We start from the raw sequence: 18,960 nt of genomic DNA on the forward strand, positions 1-18,960 counted from the left end.
CGTAACGAGGGTTCTTGGGAATAACAAGCCTGACGATGACCTACTTTCACACTGGTTGCAGCACTATCATCGGCGCGAAGTCGTTTCACGGTCCTGTTCGGGATGGGAAGGGGTGGTACCAACTTGCTATAGTCATCAGGCATAACTTGTAAAGTCAGTTGCTCTCGATGGAGCAGCAACTAACCCAAACTGGAAGAAGTATTTAGTAGATTCTTGGGTGTGATGCACTAAGGGCAAACACAATATATGCTCAACTTGTCTATAACAGAGCTAATGTTATAGGAACAAGCCGCACGGGCAATTAGTATCAGTTAGCTTAACGCATTACTGCGCTTCCACACCTGACCTATCAACGTCCTGGTCTCGAACGACCCTTTAGGGGAATCTAGTTCCCGGGAAGTCTCATCTCAAGGCGAGTTTCCCGCTTAGATGCTTTCAGCGGTTATCTCTTCCGAACTTAGCTACTCGGCAATGCCACTGGCGTGACAACCGATACACCAGAGGTTCGTCCACTCCGGTCCTCTCGTACTAGGAGCAGCCCCCTTCAAACTTCCAACGCCCACGGCAGATAGGGACCAAACTGTCTCACGACGTTTTAAACCCAGCTCACGTACCACTTTAAATGGCGAACAGCCATACCCTTGGGACCGGCTACAGCCCCAGGATGTGATGAGCCGACATCGAGGTGCCAAACTCCCCCGTCGATATGAACTCTTGGGAGGAATCAGCCTGTTATCCCCAGAGTACCTTTTATCCGTTGAGCGATGGCCCTTCCATACAGAACCACCGGATCACTATGTCCTACTTTCGTACCTGCTCGACTTGTCAGTCTCGCAGTTAAGCACGCTTATGCCATTGCACTATTAGCACGATGTCCGACCGTACCTAGCGTACCTTCGAACTCCTCCGTTACACTTTGGGAGGAGACCGCCCCAGTCAAACTGCCTACCATGCACTGTCCCCGATCCGGATAACGGACCAAGGTTAGAACCTCAAACAAACCAGGGTGGTATTTCAAGGTCGGCTCCATAGGAACTAGCGTCCCTACTTCAAAGCCTCCCACCTATCCTACACAGATTGGTTCAAAGTCCAATGCAAAGCTACAGTAAAGGTTCATGGGGTCTTTCCGTCTAGCCGCGGGTAGATTGCATCATCACAAACATTTCAACTTCGCTGAGTCTCGGGAGGAGACAGTGTGGCCATCGTTACGCCATTCGTGCAGGTCGGAACTTACCCGACAAGGAATTTCGCTACCTTAGGACCGTTATAGTTACGGCCGCCGTTTACTGGGACTTCAATCAAGAGCTTGCACCCCATCATTTAATCTTCCAGCACCGGGCAGGCGTCACACCCTATACGTCCACTTTCGTGTTTGCAGAGTGCTGTGTTTTTATTAAACAGTCGCAGCCACCATTTTATTGCAACCCTTTTGTCCTTCTGGCGCAGGCCAGTCAAACTACTTGGGCGTACCTTATCCCGAAGTTACGGTACCAATTTGCCGAGTTCCTTCTCCCGAGTTCTCTCAAGCGCCTTAGAATACTCATCTCGCCCACCTGTGTCGGTTTGCGGTACGGTCTCGTTAGACTGAAGCTTAGAGGCTTTTCTTGGAACCACTTCCGATTGCTTCGCGAACAAGTTCGCTCGTCTCACACCCTTGAATTACGCTGCCGGATTTGCCTAACAGCCTTCTTCGATGCAAAAACCGACTATTCCAACAGTCGGACAACCTTCCGCGATCCGTCCCCCCATCGCATCTAACGACGGTGCAGGAATATTAACCTGCTTCCCATCAGCTACGCATCTCTGCCTCGCCTTAGGGGCCGACTCACCCTGCTCCGATGAACGTTGAACAGGAAACCTTGGGCTTACGGCGTGCGGGCTTTTCACCCGCATTATCGCTACTCATGTCAGCATTCGCACTTCTGATACCTCCAGCATCCTTTACAAGACACCTTCACAGGCTTACAGAACGCTCTCCTACCATATCCTTACGGATATCCGCAGCTTCGGTGACTGGCTTAGCCCCGTTACATCTTCCGCGCAGGACGACTCGATCAGTGAGCTATTACGCTTTCTTTAAAGGATGGCTGCTTCTAAGCCAACCTCCTGACTGTTTTAGCCTTCCCACTTCGTTTTCCACTTAGCCAATCTTTGGGACCTTAGCTGGCGGTCTGGGTTGTTTCCCTCTTGACGTCGGACGTTAGCACCCGGCGTCTGTCTCCCAAGCTCGCACTCATCGGTATTCGGAGTTTGCAATGGTTTGGTAAGTCGCGATGACCCCCTAGCCATAACAGTGCTCTACCCCCGATGGTGATACTTGAGGCACTACCTAAATAGTTTTCGGAGAGAACCAGCTATTTCCAAGTTTGTTTAGCCTTTCACCCCTATCCACAGCTCATCCCCTAATTTTTCAACATTAGTGGGTTCGGTCCTCCAGTGCGTGTTACCGCACCTTCAACCTGGCCATGGATAGATCACTTGGTTTCGGGTCTACACCCAGCGACTGAACGCCCTATTCGGACTCGATTTCTCTACGCCTTCCCTATTCGGTTAAGCTTGCCACTGAATGTAAGTCGCTGACCCATTATACAAAAGGTACGCAGTCACCCCTTACGAGGCTCCTACTGTTTGTATGCACACGGTTTCAGGATCTATTTCACTCCCCTTCCGGGGTTCTTTTCGCCTTTCCCTCACGGTACTGGTTCACTATCGGTCGATTACGAGTATTTAGCCTTGGAGGATGGTCCCCCCATATTCAGACAGGATTTCACGTGTCCCGCCCTACTTGTCGCAAGCCTAGTTCCACACCATCGATTTCGCATACGGGGCTATCACCCACTATGGCCGGACTTTCCATTCCGTTCTACTATCGTTGATGCTAAATCTTGCAGGCTGATCCCATTTCGCTCGCCACTACTTTGGGAATCTCGGTTGATTTCTTTTCCTGTAGCTACTTAGATGTTTCAGTTCGCCACGTTCGCTTCGTTACCCTATGTATTCAGATAACGATGACCTTACGGCCGGGTTTCCCCATTCGGAAATCTGCGGATCAAAGCTTGTTTGCCAGCTCCCCGCAGCTTATCGCAAGCTACTACGTCCTTCATCGCCTGTAATCGCCAAGGCATCCACCATGTGCACTTATTCGCTTGTTCCTATAACGTTAGCCTCTTTTGCAAGAGCGTTATATGAAGCGTTGAGTTTTAGCGTTTGCCGTATTCCAAAGTAAGTCTTCTAATTGCTAAGATCACTTCGTAATACTTTGATTGATACAATCACACCCATTTTTACTTTCGCAAGAACCGAAGTCCTGGCGATCGTTTAAATGAATCTTTACTTCTTCCAGATTGTTAAAGAACAAAAACAGCCATTGATCGTAAAAGATCAAACCTAAATCGCTACGTCATACACGCTGACTTAGGTTTGACATTTCTTGGTGGAGGTTGACGGGATCGAACCGACGACCCCCTGCTTGCAAAGCAGGTGCTCTCCCAGCTGAGCTAAACCCCCGAAACCTTGGTGGGTCTGGTTGGGCTCGAACCAACGACCCCCGCGTTATCAACACGGTGCTCTAACCAGCTGAGCTACAGACCCGCTTGGATCAGTATCAGTAGCCAGTCGATGACGTTGTGTCATGGACCGCGCTTCACCAAATAACTGTTCTTGATTTACAGCCGATAAGTGTGGACGCTTAACTTCGTGCGCACTCTAGAAAGGAGGTGATCCAGCCGCACCTTCCGATACGGCTACCTTGTTACGACTTCACCCCAGTCACGAATCCTACCGTGGTGAGCGCCCTCCTTGCGGTTAGGCTACCCACTTCTGGTAAAACCCGCTCCCATGGTGTGACGGGCGGTGTGTACAAGACCCGGGAACGTATTCACCGCGACATGCTGATCCGCGATTACTAGCGATTCCAACTTCATGGAGTCGAGTTGCAGACTCCAATCCGGACTACGATACACTTTCTGGGATTAGCTCCCCCTCGCGGGTTGGCGGCCCTCTGTATGTACCATTGTATGACGTGTGAAGCCCTACCCATAAGGGCCATGAGGACTTGACGTCATCCCCACCTTCCTCCGGTTTGTCACCGGCAGTCTCATTAGAGTGCCCTTTCGTAGCAACTAATGACAAGGGTTGCGCTCGTTGCGGGACTTAACCCAACATCTCACGACACGAGCTGACGACAGCCATGCAGCACCTGTGTGATGGTTCTCTTTCGAGCACTCCCAAATCTCTTCGGGATTCCATCCATGTCAAGGGTAGGTAAGGTTTTTCGCGTTGCATCGAATTAATCCACATCATCCACCGCTTGTGCGGGTCCCCGTCAATTCCTTTGAGTTTTAATCTTGCGACCGTACTCCCCAGGCGGTCTACTTCACGCGTTAGCTGCGTTACCAAGTCAATTAAGACCCGACAACTAGTAGACATCGTTTAGGGCGTGGACTACCAGGGTATCTAATCCTGTTTGCTCCCCACGCTTTCGTGCATGAGCGTCAGTGTTATCCCAGGGGGCTGCCTTCGCCATCGGTATTCCTCCACATATCTACGCATTTCACTGCTACACGTGGAATTCTACCCCCCTCTGACACACTCTAGCCGTGCAGTCTCAAATGCAATTCCCAGGTTGAGCCCGGGGATTTCACATCTGACTTACACAACCGCCTGCGCACGCTTTACGCCCAGTAATTCCGATTAACGCTTGCACCCTACGTATTACCGCGGCTGCTGGCACGTAGTTAGCCGGTGCTTATTCTTCAGGTACCGTCATTAGTAATAGATATTAGCTACTACCGTTTCTTCCCTGACAAAAGAGCTTTACAACCCGAAGGCCTTCTTCACTCACGCGGCATTGCTGGATCAGGGTTGCCCCCATTGTCCAAAATTCCCCACTGCTGCCTCCCGTAGGAGTCTGGGCCGTGTCTCAGTCCCAGTGTGGCTGGTCGTCCTCTCAGACCAGCTACTGATCGTCGCCTTGGTAGGCTTTTACCCCACCAACTAGCTAATCAGATATCGGCCGCTCCAGGAGCATGAGGTCTTGCGATCCCCCACTTTCATCCGTAGATCGTATGCGGTATTAGCTAGTCTTTCGACTAGTTATCCCCCACTCTAGGGCACGTTCCGATATATTACTCACCCGTTCGCCACTCGCCATCAGGAGCAAGCTCCTATGCTGCCGTTCGACTTGCATGTGTAAGGCATGCCGCCAGCGTTCAATCTGAGCCAGGATCAAACTCTTTAGTTTAATCTCTGTTTTGTGCCATTTCTGGCTACCCCGAAGGGCATCGCTCTCTCAAAATACTGACAGGTAATTTCTTGCGAACTTACCTATATTTCTTGTGAGCATTTAATATTTAAAGTTTCCAGAACCGAAGTTCTGTCGCACTTCATTAAACGCCCACGCTTATCGGCTGTTAATTTTTAAAGATCTTGTCTGCCGCAAACGCGCTTGGCGCTGTTTGCATCGCTGCGAATCGTTTTGTTCGTCAGCAGCAGAGAAACGAGATTATGTAGCAGTTTGTTTATCGCGTCAACTACTTTTTTGCGATTCGTTTTAAATTTTTTCGTCTCGCTTAATTTCCGCTTTGACTACTTCCATTTAAAACGCCTTACAACCTGCCTCACTACTCTTTGCTTCGCCGACCTCCGTCGCTTTGTTTTTCAACTTCGCTTCGTGTGTCGCGTCAGCAGGGGGCGAACTATAGCAACGCCCCATCCGCCACGCAAGTACTTTTTGAAAAATAATCGAAAATAATTTAGCAGGCAGTTTTCAGCCGGGTCCAGCGACATCCAAAGGAATATGAAGAGAGCTTCCAACCATCTGCATGGCGGGGGCATTTGGCACTCCTGCGAGAAAGATCTTTCCGCCGCCGGATCCAGCCAAATCTGCACAGCCTGCTGGACGCTCTATATAGCAAGAAACCGCATCAGCCAGATGCTATCCTTGCCTCCCTTTAGTCTGCCCCTGTATCTATCTCATGCATATCCTTGTCACTGGCGCCTCGGGCTTCGTCGGCCAAGCCTTGCTTGGTCGCCTGGCCTTGGAAGGACAACATCGGCTGCGTGCCGCTTATCGATCAGCGACTGCCAAGCAGCTACTGCCCAAGGACGTCGAAGCCCTGACCATTGGGGAGCTGGCCGCCGAGACTGATTGGACCCCGGCACTCAAGGGCATGGAAACCGTCGTACATTGCGCCGCCCGCGTGCATGTCATGGACGATACCGCAGCCGACCCCTTGTCTGAATTTCGCCGCGTCAATGTCGCCGGCACCCTGGCCTTGGCCCGCCAGGCGCAAGAGGCTGGGGTGAAGCGTTTCATCTTCATCAGCTCAATCAAGGTCAACGGGGAAAGCACAGAACCCGGGCGGCCCTACACTGCTGAAGACGCCCCCGCACCGAGCGATCCCTACGGCATATCCAAGATGGAAGCGGAACAAGGCCTGATGGCGCTGGCGCGCAGCGGTGGGATGGAAGTGGTGGTCATCCGCCCTGTCCTGGTCTACGGACCGGGAGTCAAGGCCAACTTCCTGAGCATGATGCGCTGGCTGGATAAAGGCCTGCCCTTGCCCCTGGGCGGCATCGAGCGCAATCGCCGCAGCCTGGTTGCCCTGGACAACCTGGTGGACCTGATCCACGTGTGCCTGTCCCACCCATGCGCGGCCGGGCAGGTATTCCTGGCATCGGACGGCGAGGACCTGTCGACCACGCAGATGCTGCGGCGCCTGGGACGCGCGCTGGGCAAGTCCCCGGCCTTGCTGCCCATCCCGGCCGCCTGGTTGAAGGCGGCAGCGCGACTGGCGGGCAAGCCGGCCATTGCACAGCGGCTGTGCGGGTCCCTCCAGATAGATATCAGCAAGAACCGTGAACTGCTGGGATGGACGCCGCCGTCATCGGTCGACGAGGCGTTCAGGAAGACCGCTGACGCCTATCGACGCCCCTGAGCCGTATCCAGCAGCGGAGCCAGCAACGCCATGGTACGCGCGGTGGCGCCCTGGTGACGCCGGGCGAAAGCGGCAGCAGTCCCCGCCATCTGCGCCATCTGGTCCGGATCAGCCACCAGCGCACCCCATTGCCGCAGCAGGGTCACGGCATCCTCGACGCGCGCAGCTGCTCCGGCCTCGACGGCGTCCTCGGTGGTGCGCTGGAAATTGAAGGTGTGCTCCCCGATGAGGACAGGCTTGCCCAGCGCCAGCGCCTCGATGAGGTTCTGTCCACCCAAGGGCAAGAGGCTTCCACCAATGAAGGCCACATCACAGAGCGCGTAGTAAGCGAACATTTCGCCCATCGAATCACCGAGCAATACGTCCACCTCATCCCATCCACCGCCCTGCTCCAATTGGGCACGCCGGCGCAGCCGCAAGCCATGCGACTGGACCATCGCAGCCACCTCATCAAAGCGCTGCGGATGGCGCGGCACGATCACGGTCAGCCAATCGGTATGCCCCAGCTTGGCAAGCGCATCCAGGATCAAGGCCTCCTCGCCTTCACGGGTACTGGCGCAGAGCAGGATCTTGCGCTCGCCGACCGCACGTTTCCAGGCCAGGCCTCGCTCGACCATCTCGGCCGGCGGCTGCACATCGAACTTGAGGCTGCCAGTCACTTCCACATGGCGCGCGCCAAAGGCCAGCAAGCGTCCGGCGTCAGCCTCGGACTGTGCGGCAACCACATCGATCGCCTCGGCAGCCGGCCGCAGCAGCGCGGCAAAGCGCAAGCCGCGCCGCAGAGACCGGGCCGACAGGCGGGCATTGGCCAGCATCACGGGCACATGATGGCGGCGGCACTGCGCTATCAGGCTGGGCCAGACCTCGGTTTCCATCAGCACGCACACGGCCGGACGGAAATGGCGCAGGAAACGCCCGCACATCCATCCCGTGTCGTAAGGCAGGAAGCTCTGGACCACGCGCGCACCGTGCTTCCCATAGACCTGGGCGCCCGTGGCCCGGCCCGTGGCCGTCATGCAGGTCAGCAGGATGGAATGTCGGGGATACTGCTGCAGCAAGGCGTCGATAAGCGGCTCGGCAGCACGGGTTTCGCCCACCGAGACCGCATGGACCCAGATGAAACGCGCCTGTGGATCAGACAGGCGCGCATCATATGAATAAAAACCCAGGCGTTCGGCCACGTTGGCCCGGTACCCGGGCTCCTTGCGGCCGCGCCGCCATAGCCGCAGCAGTACCAGTGGCAGCAGCAGCCACCAGATGAAGGAATACAGCAGCCGCATCTCAGACCAGGGGATGGCCGACCAGGCGCGTCAAGATGGCCAGCGGGCTAGCTTGCGGATCGTATTGTTGTTCCGGTGCCAGGTGCAGGGTCTGTTCCATCATGTACTGGCACTGGCCGGACATCACCGCATGCGAGGCCTGGTCCGAGAAGCAGATCCAGACCGAGCCGGCGGCAAAGGGCATGGTCACCTGCTGGGCGTCTTGCTGGTATTGCATGTCGCCCTTCATGCCGTCATGCAATTGCAGCATGAGGTGATCGTATTCGCTACGGAACGACTTGGTCACATGCAGCGCCTTGAGCACACTGGCCTGCCAGCGCACGTAGGGCTTGGCGCGCGGAAGGAAACGCCGGGCCACGGTCTCGAAGGGCTCGCCCACGCGCCAGACACGCGGCACGCCGTCCGGATTCACGTTGGTGAAGACGCGCAGGATACGTTCGCCATAGTTGGGACGCGAGGGGAAGGCATCGACGTGCATGCGGCGATCATCGGCACGCCAGGACTGGGCACGCGTTTCCACCTGCATCGGTCGGTAGCTGGTCGGGGCGATGCGCAAGGCATCCCGGTACTTCGGCAGCAAGGTATGCACCAGCGCCAGCGCCTGCTCCCGAAAACGCCCGACCATCGCGGCCAGGGCCAGCTGCTGCTCGGTCCCGCCGGCGGCGCCCTTGATGTGACCACGCGCATCCAGGCTGATATTGCGCGACTTGGGGTCGCGCACGGCCGGATCGAGCAGCTTGCGCTCGGACTCCAGGAGCTGGAACGCCAGCTGCGGGAAATACAGCACCTTGCCCGCTTCCAGCGCGGTGATCCATTCCTGGTTGGGATTGTCGACCTGCCATTCGGTCAAGCCGATCTCGATAATTTGCGATTCCATGGCGCGTATTATGCCCGCAAGCGCCCTGCCCGTGTGGCCAAGACGGCCGCGTCGGCACGTCGGGAAGGCAAGCTGGATGCGGCTCGTCACGCAAAGTTGGCGCTTTGAGCGGAGCCTTTGATCTGCTTCAACGCATGCCCAAGTGGCGCTTGCCGCGGGCGATGAAGTTCAGGCCAGCAGATCCAGCGCGGCCTGCAACACCTCATCCTCCGCGGGCGGCTTGCCCAGGTCGCCCAGGTTGCGGATGGAAGATGACCAGTTGCCTTCAGTCTTCCAGCGCGGCGAGTCGCAATAAAGCTCGATGGTGGGCCGGCCATAGGCGGCGGCAATATGGGTCAGGCCGGTATCGAGTCCGATCACCAGCCGCGCCTGCTGCACCAGTGCTACGGCCTGCATCATCGGCAAGGCTGGCAGGACGGTGGCGCCGGGAATGCCGGCAGCCAGCTGGTGCGCGGCTTGCTGTTCCTTGGCACTCCCCCATGGCAGCAGGATCGGCATGCCACGCGCGGCCAGGGCCTGGCCCAGCCGGATCCAGCGGTCCTGCGGCCATTGCTTGGCCGCGCGGGCGGTGCCGTGGAAGAAAACGACATAGGGCTGCCCGGGCATCCAGTCCCAGCGCGCCGGCTCGGGCGGCCGCAGGGCGAAGTCGGGCTGCCCCTCCATCTGGTAGCCCAGCGCCCCCGCCGCCACCAGCCGGGCACGGGTCACGGCGTGCGTATACAGGCCCACCGGGATACTCTGGTCGTGGAAGATACGGGAGACAGGTTCATATCCTGAACCCTCTGTCGCGTTGGCCAGGCCGATACGGCGGCCCTGCGGGGCCAGGCGTGCCATGCGCATGACCACGCTGGTCTTGAGCAGGCCCTGGGTATCGAACACGAGGTCATAGCGCTCGCAGCGCAACTTGCGACGGAAAGCCCCGATCTCGGCGCGGGTGGCCGCCGAGAAGAGGGTCTTGCGCCAGCGGCGCAGGGCGATGGGAATGATGCTGTGGACGTAGCCGTTCAGGCCGACCAGGCTGGTGTACGCCTCTTCGACCACCCAATCGATCTGGGCAGCGGGGAAATGACGATGGATGTCCGCCACCATCGGCATGTTATGGACGACGTCTCCCAGGGAGGAGACACGGACGATAAGAATCTTCAAGGCTGACCCACGTTGGCGTGACTTTAATGGTGGGCCAGCATCTTACCTCATCGGCCGGTCAGAACGGCAGGGTCACATCCGGGCGTGCCGCCAGGATGACCTTGCGGAACTCACCCTGGATGCGCTCCAGCGCTTGCGGCGTCTCTGCCTCGAAACGCAGCACGACCACCGGCGTGGTGTTGGAGGAACGGGCCAGGCCGAAACCGTCGGCATATTCCACGCGCAGGCCGTCGATGGTGATGATGTCGTGGGCGCCCTCGAACTTGGCGTCGCTTTGCAGCTTGCCGATGAGCGCGAAGTTCTCGCCTTCCTGCAGCTTCAGTTGCAGTTCCGGCGTGCTCACCGATTGCGGCAGGGCATTGAGCACGGCCGACGGATCGCTTTGGCGAGCCATCAGTTCGAGCATGCGTACACCGGCGTAGAGGCCGTCGTCGAAGCCGAACCAGCGGTCCTTGAAGAAGATGTGGCCGCTCATCTCGCCGCCCAGCGGCGCGCCGGTTTCACGCAGCTTGGCCTTGACCAGGGAATGCCCGGTCTTCCACATCAGCGGCTGGCCGCCGCGCGCGGTGATCCAGGGCGCCAGGTGGCGGGTGCATTTGACGTCGTAGAGGATTTCCTTGCCCGGGTTGCGGGTGAGCACGTCTTCGGCGAAGAGCATCAGCTGGCGGTCCGGATAGATGATCTGGCCATCCTTGGTCACGAGGCCCAGGCGGTCGCCGTCGCCATCGAAGGCCAGGCCGAGTTCGTTGTCGGTCTCTTGCAGGCAGCGGATCAGGTCCTGCAGGTTTTCCGGGTGTGCGGGATCCGGGTGGTGGTTGGGGAAATTGCCATCCACTTCACAGAACAGTTCAGTGACTTCACAGCCCAGCGCGCGGTAGATTTCACCGGCAAAGGCACCGGCCACGCCGTTGCCGCAGTCCACGGCGATCTTCAGGGGACGGGCCAGTTTCACATCCGAAATCATGCGGGCGATGTAGGCTGCCTTGATGTCGTGCGTGCTGTAGCTGCCGGCGCCCTGCGGGAATTCGCCCTTGACGATGGCCTGGTACAGGCCCTGGATGGTCTCGCCGTGAATGGCTTCACCGGCCAGCACCATCTTGAATCCGTTGTAGTCCGGCGGGTTGTGGCTGCCGGTGACCATGATGCCCGATTGCGTATCGAGCACGTGGGTACCGAAATAGACCATGGGGGTGGCGACCATGCCCAGGTCGATCACGTCCACACCCACGGCCTGCAGGCCCTTGGCCAGCGCGGCCGACAGGGAGGGGCCGGAGAGGCGGCCATCACGGCCGATCACGACTTTCTTCTGGCCCTTGGCGAGGGCGGCGGCGCCGAAGGCCTGGCCGATCTGGAAGGCCACCTGGTCGTCCAGGGTTTTGTCGATGATGCCGCGGATGTCGTAGGCTTTGAAGATCGATTGGGAGATGGACATGTTCGTGAAGTAGGAAAACGTGTTGGAATGATAACTGGCTTGCCATTATGAAGGCATCGAGCCCACATGGACAGACACTACGGCCCCAAGGATCTGGCCACCATCAAGAAATAAACCGCTACTTAAACCGCTACTTATAACGATGCGATGCGCTCGGACCAATGTGGGAGTGACGCAAAAACAACAAAAACTCACGCAGCGGCATTAATATATGCTTTCCAAAACTTATTTCAGGCTGGCAATTTTTCAAGACCGTGGGGGTACGCACCTGCTTCAGGCACGGGATTCAGCCATGACACCGCTGAAGCGCATCACCCCTCTGCCAGCCAGAAGAGCTGGGTGCAGAGGTAGATGCGCAGCAATAACAGTGACAATCAAATCGCATTTTGAGACAACCGGTACGGCAATTCAGATTCGTCGTGCAAACCGGACGCCTTCATCTTGACGCAAGTCACTTTACCAAGAGGAAAACGTGCACCGGCATGGTATACTATGCAGCCTCTCTGTTTTATGAAAATCGCAAAACGTCGGTCTTCTAGCCAAACAGGGAGCAAGTCGTGCCGTGCTCGGTGTGCCGCGTTTTGGCTTCACACAGGGCTGCTCGGGGGAGTGGCGATCTAGCGTTAGAGCAGAGATTGCCAGCACCAGAACAGAAGAAAAAAGTGTGCCAATCAATGCTTGCTCGTAGTGATCAGTCGATTGAAGTCGTACACCCTAGCAACGAAGCCCTCTCCATGCCATCCGCCGATTTTGACCCGCGTTTCACGTTAGCTCCACCTCTGGCATGCCAGGCCGCCCCTCGACAGGAGTGACCGCAGGCTGGTGAACCAATCCGCTCCCAAAACTTGCCGGGCTATTCACTGATACACCACGATAGCGGCAAGTCCATCAACTCTATTCATAACGTTTACGGACGATATCCATGACCATGAAGAAAAAAGCGCTCATCACCGGAGTCACCGGGCAAGACGGTGCCTATCTGGCAGAGCTCCTGCTGGCCAAGGGCTATGAAGTGCATGGCATCAAGCGCCGCACTTCCCTGTTCAACACCGACCGTATCGATCATCTGTTCCAGGATCCGCATATTTCTGATGGCCGTTTCGTGCTGCACCATGGCGACATGACTGACTCCTCCAGTCTCACCCACATCATCCAGAAGGTGCAGCCAGACGAAATCTACAACCTGGCAGCGCAGAGCCACGTGGCCGTCAGCTTCGAAGAGCCCGAGTACACTGCCAATTCCGACGCGCTCGGCGCGCTGCGCATTCTGGAAGCAATTCGTATCTTGGGCCTGACCAAGAAGACCCGCTTCTATCAAGCAAGCACCTCCGAGCTGTATGGCCTGGTGCAGGAAATCCCGCAGAAGGAGACCACCCCCTTCTACCCGCGCAGCCCCTACGCGGTTGCCAAGCTGTATGCTTACTGGATCACCGTCAACTACCGCGAGGCGTACGGCATCTACGCCTGCAACGGCATCCTGTTCAACCATGAGAGCCCGATCCGCGGCGAAACCTTCGTCACCCGCAAGATCACCCGCGCACTGGCCCGCATCAAGCTGGGACTCCAGGACGCACTCTACCTGGGCAACCTGGACGCAAAGCGTGACTGGGGCCATGCCCGTGACTACGTGGAAATGCAGTGGCTGATGCTGCAGCAAGAGCAGCCCGAAGACTTCGTGATCGCCACCGGCGTGCAATACAGCGTACGTGATTTCGTCAATGCCGCAGCACAAGAAATGGGCATGAAAATCCGCTGGGAAAACAACGGTGTGGACGAAAAGGGGTATTGGGAAAATCGCGAGAAGGGCGATCCCAACCAGCCTGTCGTTGCCGTTGACCCGCGCTACTTCCGTCCGACGGAGGTGGAAACCCTGCTCGGCGACCCGACCAAGGCCAAGACCAAGCTGGGCTGGACGCCCCGTACCACCTTTGCCGAACTGGTCGCTGAAATGGTGCGTGAAGATCTGCGCTCGGCACAGCGCGATGAGTTGGTCAAGAGCCACGGCTACAACGCCTTCAATTACGACCAATGATGCCGCTGGCCTGCATCGCCGACTTCGAATAAGGTTTCCCATGCGTATTTTCCTCACGGGCGGCCGCGGCATGGTCGGACGCAATTTCACCGAGCACGCTGCAGCGGCACAGCACGAGATTCTCTCGCCGACCAGCAGCGAGCTTGACCTGCTGGATGCGTCCGCCGTCAGCGCCTGGGTAGCCGAACACAAGCCTGACGTCGTCGTTCACGCGGCAGGCCGGGTGGGTGGCATCCAGGCGAACATGCGCGAGCCAGTCGCCTTCCTCACCGAAAACCTGGACATGGGACGCAACGTCGTCCTGGCGGCCCGTTCAGCCGGCGTCAAACGCCTGCTCAACCTCGGCAGCTCGTGCATGTATCCGCGCAATGCCCCCAACCCGCTGGCTGAGCAGACCGTGCTCACCGGCGAGCTGGAGCCGACCAATGAAGGCTACGCGCTGGCCAAGATTATGGTGGCAAGGCTGTGTGACTACATCGGCCGCGAGGATGCATCGCTGCAATACCGCACCCTGATTCCGTGCAATCTCTACGGACGTCATGACAAGTTTGATCCCAAGCATTCGCACCTGGTCCCGGCCGTGATCCACAAGATCCACCAAGCCAAAGTCGAAGGACGCGACACGGTCGACATCTGGGGCAGCGGCAAGGTGCGCCGTGAATTCATGTACTCAGGCGATCTGGCCGACTGCATGTGGCGCGCCCTGGATCAGTTCGATACCTTGCCGGCCTACCTCAACGTGGGCCTGGGCAAGGACCTTTCCATCCTGGACTACTACCACGCCGTGGCCCGCATCATTGGTTTCGAGGGCAGCTTCGTGCACGACCTGACCAAGCCCGAGGGCATGGCGCAAAAGCTGGTCGACACGCAACGCCTGGAAAGCTGGGGATGGCGAGCGACAACCTCTTTGGAATCGGGCATTGCCCAAACCTATCAATTTTATCTGGAAGGACTTCAAGCATGAGCGCCAGCAACTATCCTCTCGCCACGGCTACCTGGGACGATGCCGAGTATCAGGCGATCCAGGACGTCATCGCCTCCGGCATGTTCACCATGGGTGCCAAGGTCCAGGAGTTCGAGAAGCAATTCGCCGCCTATACCGGCAGCAAATACTGCGTAATGGTCAATTCCGGCTCCTCGGCCAACCTCCTGATGATCGCGGCACTGCGTTTCCGCAAGGAGTCGCCTCTGCTGGCAGGTGAAGAAATCATCGTGCCGGCCGTTTCCTGGAGCACCACCTATCACCCGCTGCAACAATACGGGCTGAAACTGAAGTTCGTGGACGTCGACCGTGACACCCTGAACTACGATATCGACGCACTGGCCGCGGCAGTGACCGACAAGACGCGGGCCATCATGATCGTCAACCTGCTTGGCAATCCCAATGACTTCGAGGCCATCCAGGCGATTGTTGCTGGCCGCAACATCGTGGTGGTGGAAGACAATTGCGAATCGCTGGGCGCACAGCTCAATGGCCGCCAGGCTGGCACTTTCGGTGTCATGGGTACCTATAGCGCCTTCTTCAGCCATCACATCTCGACCATGGAAGGCGGGATGGTGGTCACCGATGACGAAGAGCTGTATCACATCATGCTCTCCGTGCGCGCCCATGGCTGGACGCGCAACCTCCCCAAACACAACAAGCTGACCGGCACCAAGAGCGATGATGCTTTCGTCGAGTCCTTCAAGTTCGTACTGCCAGGCTACAACCTGCGCCCGCTGGAGATGAGCGGTGCCATCGGCATCGAACAGATCCGCAAGCTGCCCGGACTGGTCTCCGAGCGTCGCCGCAATGCAGCCAAATTCCAGTCCCTGATGGCAGACTATCCCCAACTGCGCATCCAGAAGGAAATTGGCGAAAGCAGCTGGTTCGGCTTCAGCATGATCGTGGAGCCGAACGCCGGTTTCAGCCGCGAAGATGTGGTACGGGTGTTCAACGAACACCAGATCGACGTGCGCCCGATCGTGGCCGGCAACTTTGCCAAGAACGAGGTGCTGCGCTGGTTCGACTACGAAATCCACGGCACGCTGGACAATGCTGACGAACTGGACCGCAACGGCCTGTTCATCGGCAATCATCATTATGAACTCGATGAGCAGTTCGATCTGCTGCGCACGGCCTTGAACAAGCTGATCAAAGCGAAGCAATGACGAAGGATACGCAAGAAACGGACAACGGCCGCGACCTTGACTCGCTGCCCCTGACCGTCATCACCGCCAATCCCGATGGCAAGGACTACTGGTCCGAGCTGTGGCGCAGCCGCGAACTGCTGGGCATGATGGTCTGGCGCGACATCGTGGTGCGCTACAAGCAGACTGCAATGGGATTGAGCTGGGCGCTGGTGCGCCCACTGGCGACCATGCTGGTCTTCTCGCTGGTGTTCGGCAAGCTGGCCAACCTGCCCTCCAATGGCGCACCTTATGCGCTGATGGTCTTTGCCGGCCTCCTGCCCTGGCTGTTTTTCTCCGCGGCCTTCTCGGACGCAAGTAACAGCGTGGTCGGTAACGCCAACCTGGTCCAGAAAGTCTACTTTCCCCGCCTGATCATCCCGCTCTCGTCGGTACTGGTAGGTCTGGTCGACTTTGCGCTGGCCATGCTGGTGTACCTCGTCATGTCATTCTTCTATGGCCTGTCGCCCGGACTGCACGTGCTGGCCTTGCCCCTGTTCCTCTTGCAGCTTTGCCTGCTCATTCTCGGCTGCAGCCTGTCGATTGCCGCACTGAGCGTCTGGTACCGTGATTTCAAGCACCTCTTGCCGGTGGTACTGCAGTTGGGGGTATACCTGTCCCCGGTGGGTTTCGCCAGCACCGTGGTCCCGGAGAAATGGCGCCTGCTGTATGCCTTCAATCCGATGGTAGGCATCATCGATGGCTTCCGCTGGAGCCTGCTGGGCGATACCCAACCGCTGCGCTTGAATGAGGTCGGCATTTCCTGTCTCGTGACACTCGTACTGCTGTGGTCCGGCGTGCGCTTCTTCCGCCGCAGCGAGCATCGTTTTTCGGACGCCATCTAATCATGAGCAAAAGTATCATCGTCGAAGGAATTTCAAAGAAATTCCGTATCCATCATGAGAAGGAGCGCGAGACCCAGCAACGGGGCCTGCTGAGCAAGTTTCTTGGGCGCAGCCGCAGTGACAAGGACGGCTCGGATGAAGATTTCTGGGCGCTGCGCGACATCAGCTTCGAGGTCAACCAGGGTGAGCGGCTGGCGGTCGTTGGCCGCAACGGCGCGGGCAAGTCGACCCTGCTGAAGATTCTTTCCCGGGTCATGAGCCCGACCGAAGGACAGATCCGCATCCGCGGCCGCATGAGCAGCCTGCTGGAAGTCGGTACCGGCTTTCATCCCGACCTGACGGGACGCGAGAACGTCTATCTCAACGGTGCCCTGCTGGGCATGTCGCGCGCGGAGGTACGCCAGAAGTTCGATGCCATTGTCGATTTCGCCGAGGTGGAGCGCTTCCTCGACACCCCCGTCAAACGCTATTCCAGCGGCATGTATGTACGCCTGGCCTTTGCAGTGTCCGCCTTCCTGGAGCCGGACATTGTGGTGCTGGACGAGGTACTGTCGGTAGGCGACGCCCGTTTCCAGCAGAAGTCCTATGCCAAGATGCGCGAGTTGGCATCCCAGGGACGGACCGTCCTCTTCGTCAGTCACAGCATGGCGGCGGTAAAGGACCTGTGCGAAAGCGCCGTCCTCATCGAGAATGGACGCATCAAGGAAAAGACCCTGGTCGACGACGCCATCGGCGACTACATGCGACACGCAATGCATGTAGGCGGCGCCAACATGCCCCTGGAGACGGAGCAACTGGATTTGCTGGCCATGCATGTGACCCAGGGCGGCCGCAAGAACCCGAATTACAACTTCGAGGGCGATGCTCCGGTGGACGTGGAGTTGATCTATCACGTCAAGGAAAACCTCCAAAACTTCCGCATCGGCTTCTACGTCAAGACCGTCTTCGGGGACATGCTCACGCGTGCCCTGCTGGCCGACCGCAATCCGGAAATGGAGAACGTGCGTCCAGGCACCTATCGCGTCAAGGCGCAAATTCCCGCTGACTTCCTGGTCGCTGGAGACTATGTGCTGGAAGTGCACGGCAGCCAGTTCGGCGTGCAGGACTTCTTCGGCAGCAATGCGCTGCAGCCTTTCCGTATCGCACGTCCACGCCTGTTCAATATTCAGCATGAACGCGAACAGGCGTTCGGCCATATTTATCTCGATCCGCGCTGGCAGCTGGAAAGGATTTCGGACTGACATGATCGACGTCAAGCTCACGACCTGCGCCCCCACTTGGCCCTGGGCCCGGCAAACCCCCGGAGACTCGTTGCAGTGGGGACCATTCCGCTTCCACGTCGACACGGAGGTGGAGCGTTGCGACGCGTGGGTGGTGTTCGAGTCACTGAGCCAGACCGAAAACACCTTCTGTCCGCCGGAGAATGTCTTCTTCATTGCGGGCGAGCCCGATACGATCGGTTCGTACCAGCCGGCTTTCCTGGATCAGTTCGCCCATGTCGTCAGCGGCCGCAATGATTTGCAGCACCGCCATCAGATCCGCCTGCAGCAGGGGCATCCCTGGTTCGTGGAGAAAAGTTTTGACGAACTCGCCAGCATGCCGCCGATTCCCAAGAGCCGCGACATCAGCGTCATCAGTTCTGACAAGGCCTTTACGGAAGGCCACCGTGCGCGCCTTGATTTCGTGCGCGCCCTGCAGCAGCGCTTTGGCGACCGGGTGGAAGTCTGGGGCCGGGGCTTGCGCGATTTCGAGCAGAAATGGGACGTGCTTGCCCCCTATCGCTTCGCCATCGTTCTGGAAAACTTCGCCGGGGACGATTTCCTGACAGAGAAATTGCCAGACGCCCTGCTGGCGTACTGCTTCCCGATTTATTACGGTTGCACCAACGTGGACCGATATCTGCCGGATGAAGCGAGCCTGAAGATCGATATCGAAGACACCGAAGCCGCCCTGGATGCGATCGGCCGATTGCTGGCCAATCCTGAAGAATACGACCGACGGCTTGATGGGATAGCGCGCGCACGGCAGTACTATCTGCATCAACTGCAGTTTTTTGCCAACCTCGCCCACGTCCTGGAACGCCATGTCCGCAGCGATGTTGCAGCGGCTCCGGTTTCCCTCGCGGTCAATGGCAGCTTCGCTGCGGCGCCTGCCGTCACGCCCCAGCCGGAGGCACCGGCTGCGCCGGCCCCGGTATCCCTGATGTCTCGCCTGCGACGCCTCATGAGGGGGTAAAGCGAC

Annotated in this window: 11 protein-coding genes, 2 tRNA genes and 3 rRNA genes; 7 read left to right on the forward strand and 9 right to left on the reverse strand. The window is 58.0% G+C overall.

Going from position 1 to position 18,960, the window contains the following annotated elements; genetic code table 11:
* Positions 1 to 27 precede the first annotated feature (27 nt).
* From rrf to CEJ45_RS16555, 5 genes are all read right to left on the reverse strand, one after another.
* Positions 28 to 140, reverse strand: a 5S ribosomal RNA gene (gene rrf, locus CEJ45_RS16535).
* Between the two features lie 140 nt (positions 141 to 280).
* Positions 281 to 3,152, reverse strand: a 23S ribosomal RNA gene (locus CEJ45_RS16540).
* Between the two features lie 279 nt (positions 3,153 to 3,431).
* Positions 3,432 to 3,507: transfer RNA gene (locus tag CEJ45_RS16545), tRNA-Ala, on the reverse strand.
* 7 nt (positions 3,508 to 3,514) lie between these two features.
* Positions 3,515 to 3,591, reverse strand: a tRNA-Ile gene (locus CEJ45_RS16550).
* Positions 3,592 to 3,709: 118 nt separating this feature from the next.
* Positions 3,710 to 5,242: ribosomal RNA gene (locus tag CEJ45_RS16555) — 16S ribosomal RNA — on the reverse strand.
* The 16S, 23S and 5S rRNA genes sit together here with 2 tRNA genes alongside, the layout of an rRNA operon.
* A gap of 733 nt (positions 5,243 to 5,975) precedes the next feature.
* Here CEJ45_RS16555 and CEJ45_RS16560 point away from each other — a divergent pair.
* Positions 5,976 to 6,938, forward strand: a complete 963-nt coding sequence (locus CEJ45_RS16560; protein ID WP_088756155.1) for a UDP-glucose 4-epimerase family protein — start codon at positions 5,976 to 5,978, stop codon at positions 6,936 to 6,938.
* Here CEJ45_RS16560 and waaA read toward each other — a convergent pair.
* The 4 genes from waaA to CEJ45_RS16580 all read right to left on the reverse strand — a co-directional run bounded on the left by waaA (position 6,923) and on the right by CEJ45_RS16580 (position 11,673).
* Positions 6,923 to 8,218, reverse strand: a complete 1,296-nt coding sequence (waaA, locus tag CEJ45_RS16565; RefSeq protein WP_088756156.1) for a lipid IV(A) 3-deoxy-D-manno-octulosonic acid transferase — start codon at positions 8,216 to 8,218, stop codon at positions 6,923 to 6,925. The genes CEJ45_RS16560 and waaA overlap by 16 nt on opposite strands.
* A 1-nt stretch (position 8,219) precedes the next feature.
* Positions 8,220 to 9,095 carry a Kdo hydroxylase KdoO gene (locus tag CEJ45_RS16570; RefSeq protein WP_088756157.1) on the reverse strand — a complete coding sequence of 292 codons (876 nt, stop codon included), beginning with the start codon at positions 9,093 to 9,095 and terminating at the stop codon, positions 8,220 to 8,222.
* A 168-nt stretch (positions 9,096 to 9,263) separates the two neighbouring features.
* Entirely contained in the window at positions 9,264 to 10,241 is a 978-nt protein-coding gene (gene waaC, locus CEJ45_RS16575) for a lipopolysaccharide heptosyltransferase I (protein WP_088756158.1), read from the reverse strand.
* A gap of 58 nt (positions 10,242 to 10,299) precedes the next feature.
* Positions 10,300 to 11,673, reverse strand: a complete 1,374-nt coding sequence (locus CEJ45_RS16580) for a phosphomannomutase/phosphoglucomutase (RefSeq protein ID WP_088756159.1) — start codon at positions 11,671 to 11,673, stop codon at positions 10,300 to 10,302.
* 928 nt (positions 11,674 to 12,601) lie between these two features.
* Between CEJ45_RS16580 and gmd the strand changes: the two genes are divergently transcribed.
* From gmd to CEJ45_RS16610, 6 genes are read left to right on the forward strand one after another with little or no spacing between them, the layout of a single operon-like run.
* Positions 12,602 to 13,705, forward strand: coding sequence for a GDP-mannose 4,6-dehydratase (gmd, locus tag CEJ45_RS16585; protein ID WP_088756273.1), 1,104 nt, complete (start codon positions 12,602 to 12,604; stop codon positions 13,703 to 13,705).
* 40 nt (positions 13,706 to 13,745) lie between these two features.
* Complete coding sequence (locus tag CEJ45_RS16590; protein WP_088756160.1) at positions 13,746 to 14,669, forward strand: GDP-L-fucose synthase family protein; 924 nt, start codon at positions 13,746 to 13,748, stop codon at positions 14,667 to 14,669.
* Positions 14,666 to 15,856, forward strand: a complete 1,191-nt coding sequence (locus CEJ45_RS16595) for a DegT/DnrJ/EryC1/StrS family aminotransferase (RefSeq protein ID WP_088756161.1) — start codon at positions 14,666 to 14,668, stop codon at positions 15,854 to 15,856. Before CEJ45_RS16590 ends, CEJ45_RS16595 begins: the two co-directional genes overlap by 4 nt.
* A complete protein-coding gene (locus tag CEJ45_RS16600; RefSeq protein WP_088756162.1) occupies positions 15,853 to 16,719 on the forward strand; it encodes an ABC transporter permease in 867 nt (288 codons plus the stop codon). The genes CEJ45_RS16595 and CEJ45_RS16600 overlap by 4 nt, the downstream gene beginning before the upstream one ends.
* A gap of 2 nt (positions 16,720 to 16,721) precedes the next feature.
* Positions 16,722 to 17,960 carry an ABC transporter ATP-binding protein gene (locus CEJ45_RS16605; protein ID WP_088756163.1) on the forward strand — a complete coding sequence of 413 codons (1,239 nt, stop codon included), beginning with the start codon at positions 16,722 to 16,724 and terminating at the stop codon, positions 17,958 to 17,960.
* 1 nt (position 17,961) lies between these two features.
* The gene (locus CEJ45_RS16610; RefSeq protein ID WP_158214922.1) at positions 17,962 to 18,954 is read left to right on the forward strand and encodes a glycosyltransferase family 10 domain-containing protein; all 993 of its coding nucleotides are present in this window, start codon (positions 17,962 to 17,964) and stop codon (positions 18,952 to 18,954) included.
* The last annotated feature ends 6 nt before the right edge of the window (positions 18,955 to 18,960 follow it).

It is taken from the genome of Herbaspirillum aquaticum (assembly GCF_002213425.1).
GTDB lineage: Bacteria > Pseudomonadota > Gammaproteobacteria > Burkholderiales > Burkholderiaceae_D > Herbaspirillum > Herbaspirillum aquaticum.